General features: G+C 61.3%; 6 protein-coding genes. 2 read left to right on the top strand and 4 right to left on the bottom strand.

The features are described 5' to 3' along the window. From ACEW8G_RS12355 to ACEW8G_RS12370, 4 genes are all read right to left on the bottom strand, one after another. Positions 1-313, bottom strand: a 313-nt coding sequence (locus ACEW8G_RS12355; protein WP_373488716.1) for a dephospho-CoA kinase, incomplete at its 3' end; no start/stop codon positions are given. Positions 314-323: 10 nt separating this feature from the next. Next, positions 324-1,148, bottom strand: a complete 825-nt coding sequence (locus tag ACEW8G_RS12360; RefSeq protein ID WP_373488717.1) for a shikimate dehydrogenase — start codon at positions 1,146-1,148, stop codon at positions 324-326. Positions 1,149-1,158: 10 nt separating this feature from the next. Further along, positions 1,159-1,752, bottom strand: coding sequence for a nucleoside triphosphate pyrophosphatase (locus tag ACEW8G_RS12365; RefSeq protein ID WP_373488718.1), 594 nt, complete (start codon positions 1,750-1,752; stop codon positions 1,159-1,161). A gap of 11 nt (positions 1,753-1,763) precedes the next feature. Continuing rightward, positions 1,764-2,618: a pyruvate, water dikinase regulatory protein gene (locus tag ACEW8G_RS12370; protein WP_373488719.1), complete on the bottom strand. Its 855-nt coding sequence runs from the start codon at positions 2,616-2,618 to the stop codon at positions 1,764-1,766. 294 nt (positions 2,619-2,912) lie between these two features. Between ACEW8G_RS12370 and hemE the strand changes: the two genes are divergently transcribed. After that, positions 2,913-3,953: a uroporphyrinogen decarboxylase gene (gene hemE, locus ACEW8G_RS12375; RefSeq protein ID WP_373488720.1), complete on the top strand. Its 1,041-nt coding sequence runs from the start codon at positions 2,913-2,915 to the stop codon at positions 3,951-3,953. A 31-nt stretch (positions 3,954-3,984) separates the two neighbouring features. Then, the coding region (locus ACEW8G_RS12380) for a CopD family protein (protein ID WP_373488721.1) at positions 3,985-4,442 on the top strand (458 nt) is incomplete at its 3' end.

Below are 4,442 nucleotides of genomic sequence, written 5' to 3' on the forward strand. Positions count from 1 at the left end.
GCTGCCGCGCCGCGCCGACCGCCGGATGGACGATATGTTCCAGCCTCCGCAATGCCGCCGGATTGCCAAACACCGCCGCGCCGAGCTTGGCGCGGTCAACGCCTTTTGCCGATGTCGTGCCGGGAAACGCCGCCTCGATGCGCGGCAGCAGCGCTCCGCCCGGGCCCTGCAACGCATGCACTTCAGCGTCGGCATCAAACACCGGCACGCCCTCGCGAATCATCATTGCGGCCACCGCCGATTTGCCCATGCCGATCGATCCGGTGAGGCCCAGGATGAAGGGCCGATGGCGCAGGCGAGACCGCTTGTTCATGGCCGCCGGGTCACGCGGTCAGCAGCGCGCGCAATTCTGCATCGCGCGCGCGCGGCGGGGCGGCGCTGAAAAACATCTCGAACGCCAGCGCCGCCTGCCCGATCAGCATGTCCAGCCCGTCGATGGTTTCAAGCCCACGCGCCCGCGCATCGCGCAGCAGGGCGGTTTCCAGCGGGGCATAGACGATGTCATAGACGACGGCGTCCTCAGGCAAGGGCGACAGGTCAAGCGCCAACGGATCAAAACCGGTCATGCCCAAGGGGCTGGTGTTGACCAGCAGCGCGGCAGGCGGGAGCCGGTCGGCCATGCCGATCACCGCGCCTTTGAGCCCGAAAGCTGCGAGCAGTCCCATCGCCTTGAGCGGATTGCGCGCCACAAGGGTCACATGGCCGACATCCATCCGCGACAGGGCGAACAACACCGCGCGCGCCGCGCCGCCTGCGCCGACTATGGCGATGTCAGCGCCGGAAAAGTCGCTGTCGGCCAGCGGTGTGTAAAAACCGCCCGCGTCGGTATTGGTGCCCATCACCGCATCGTGCTCGTCGCGTACGATGGTGTTGATCGCGCCGATGCTGTCGCGCACTGCGCCGGGGTCGGCGACATGGTCCATCACCGCAATCTTGTGCGGAATGGTGACATTGCAGCCGCGCCACAGCGGATCGGCGCTGCGCAACGCGATATACTCACCAAGACCATCAGCGCTGACTTGGCAGGCGCGATAATCGGCATCGATCCCCAGCGCCTCCAGCCAGAAGCCGTGAATCAGCGGCGATTTGCTGTGCGAAATCGGATCGCCGATAACCTCAGCATAGGGCCGCGTGCCCGCAGCGCTCACTCGGCTCTGCTCATGTCGGCATCAGCTCACGTTCACGCAGGAACCCGAGCAGCGGCAGCAACGGCATGCCCAGCACCGCAAAATAGCTGCCCTCGATCTGGCTGAACAGCTGCGCGCCGGGCCCTTCGATTTCATAGCAACCCACGGTGTATCCAATGGTTTCCCAGTGTTTATCCACATAGTCACGCACAAATGCGCTGCCCAGCGGCCGCACGTGCATCACCGCCTTTTCAACATGCCGCCAGATCGGCCGTCCGCCCTCCACGATCACCGCTGCGCTCCACAGCCGGTGCGGCTTGCCCGACAGCGCCTCAAGCTGGCGGATCGCATCATCGGGGGTCTGCGGCTTGGACAGCATGTCGCCCTCGGCTGTTTCCAGAATCTGGTCGGACCCCAACACCATCGATTCCGGGCGGCGCGCGCCGACGCGCATCGCCTTCGCTTCAGCCAGCGCATCGGCAATATCGCGCGCGGTTGTGCCTTCGGCATGCAACGAACCGCGAATGGCAGATTCATCGATGTGCGCGGCCACGACGGTGAAGGGCACGTCGGCTGCATCCAGCATCGCGCGCCGGGCTGTGCTCTGGGATGCTAATATCAGCATGTCTGTGTCCTTTATGCTTCATCTGCCACCACACCCTGGTCCTTCGCCTGAGCCTGCGCCATTTCGCGGGTGTTGAACAGGTTGATGATTGCTGCAGCAGATTCTTCAATCGAACGACGGGTCACATCGATCACCGGCCAACCATTATCCGCAAACATGCGCCGCGCAAAGGCCAGCTCGGCTTTTACCTTGTCATCATTGACATAGTCGGTTTCCGGTGCCTGATTCAAGGACAACAGCCGGTTTCTGCGCACTGCGATCAACCGGTCGACATTGGTGGTCAAGCCGACGACGAGCGGATGCCGCAACGTAAACAACGCAGACGGCGGCGGGGATTCGATCACAATGGGAATATTGGCGGTCTTGTAACCGCGATTGGCGAGATAGATCGAGGTCGGCGTCTTGGACGAACGCGATACGCCGGCGAGCAGGATGTCAGCCGCCTCCCAGTTTTCCCAGTTCTGCCCGTCATCATGCGCGATCGTGAACTGGATCGCCTCGACGCGGGCATAATAAGCGGCGTCAAGCACATGCTGTCGCCCGGGCCGCGCCTTGGCCTCTTGCCCCAGCATATTCGACAGCGCATCGGTCACCGCATCCAGCGCGGGCACGACCGGCAGACCCAGCCTCCGGCAGCGCCGTTCCAGCTTTTGCCGGATATCGGGGTTGACCAAAGTAAACAGCACCAGCCCGGGATTGGCAGCCACCTCGTCCAGAATCCGGTCGAGATGCGTTTCTGACCGCACCATCGGCCAGAAATGGCGGATCACCTCAACCCCGTCGAATTGCGCCAGCGCTGCCTTGGCGATATTCTCCAGCGTCTCTCCGGTGGAATCTGACAGGAGATGAAGGTGGAGGCGGCTCATGGCTCTGGTCTGTGGGCAGCGCGGGGATAAATCAAGGCATGATGTTGTGGGTAAAACCCGACCCGCAAACGTTCAACGCTAGGCGGTGTTTCGTGCGATGGCTTATCCACACGGGATGAACTTATCGACAGGCTGTTGAAAAACGGGAAAAATCCTGCGACTCGGCTGGCAGATGGTTTATCCGGCCTGTCAATCTGTCGATGAATGCGGCAAGAGACGGCAACACCGGTTATCCAGCCGCCTTATTCTACAGATTCCACTATAAAGGATATAATAAGAAAGATGGAAGACAGCATGGTTCAAACCGCGACCCGCAACGCGCCTCTGCTCGATTGTCTGGCTGGCAAGGTGGCCCCGGTGCCGCCGATGTGGATGATGCGTCAGGCGGGCCGCTATCTGCCCGAATATCGCGCATTGAGGGCCGAGAAGGGCGGGTTCCTTGAACTCGTCTATGACAGCCCGTCGGCGGCTGAAATCACGCTGCAGCCGCTGCGCCGGTTTGAATTTGACGCCGCCATCCTGTTTTCCGATATCCTGATCGTCCCCTATGCGATGGGGCAGGATCTGAAGTTTCTGGCAGGCGAGGGACCGCATCTCTCGCCTACGTTGGTCGATCATGCGCTGGAGGGCCTGACAGCGGTCCCTGAACGCCTTGAGGCGATCTACGAGACGGTGCGGCTGGTCAAGGCGGACCTGAGCCCTGACAAGGCGTTTCTGGGCTTTGCAGGCTCTGCCTGGACGGTTGCGACCTATATGGTCAACGGCGAGGGCAGCCGCGATCAGCACGCAACGCGCGAATATGCCTATCGTGATCCCGTCGCGTTCCAGGCGATCATCGATGCCATCGTTGATCTGACCATCGAGTATCTCATCGGCCAGATTGATGCAGGGGTCGACGCGGTGCAGTTGTTTGACAGCTGGTCGGGATCGCTGTCACCGGCGCAGTTCGAACGCTGGGTGATCGCGCCCAATATCCGCATTGTCGCTGCCATCCATGAACGGCGTCCGGGCACTCCGGTGATCGGCTTCCCCAAGGGCGCGGGTGAAAAGCTCGCATCTTATGCGCGCGAAACCGGCGTTGATGCGCTCGGGCTCGATGAAACCATTGATCCGGTGTGGGCTGCGGCGAACATCGCCGAGACCATGCCTGTGCAGGGCAATCTCGATCCGCTGGCGTTGCTTGCAGGCGGTGAGGCGCTGGAAAGCGCGGTCGCGCATATCCTGCGTACTTTTGCAGGGCGTCCGCATATATTCAATCTGGGCCATGGTATATTACAGCAGACCCCCATTGAACATGTTCACGCACTGCTTACACTTGTGAAGCGGGGCGTATAGCCGCTTCCGCTGGTGCAAGCGGGCTGGCCCGATGAATGACCTCCTCCTGATCACGGATTATGTATTTTCCATGCTGTATCTCTGGCTGAAGGCCGCGCATCTGATTTTCGTGATCTTCTGGATGGCGGGGCTGTTCATGCTGCCGCGCTTTTTCGTTTATCATCAGGAGGTCGCCGCCGGATCACCCGAAGCTGCGCTCTGGGTGGAGCGTGAAGCCAAGCTCAAGAAGATCATCCTCAATCCGTCGCTGATCATCGTCTGGCTGCTGGGGCTGGTGCTGGCGGTGCAGATTGGTGCGTTTCAGCAGGGCTGGTTTCATGCCAAGCTGCTGTTTGTCTTGCTGCTCAGCGGTTATCACGGCTGGATGATTGGCTATGCGCGCAAACTGGCCAAAGGCGAGCGCAAGCTGACCGGCAAGCAGCTGCGGCTGGTCAACGAGGTGCCGGGGATTGCGGCGGCGGTGATCGTGATTTTGGTGATCGTGAAGCC

The sequence above is a fragment of the Blastomonas sp. genome, assembly GCF_041747255.1.
Taxonomy (GTDB): Bacteria; Pseudomonadota; Alphaproteobacteria; order Sphingomonadales; family Sphingomonadaceae; genus Blastomonas.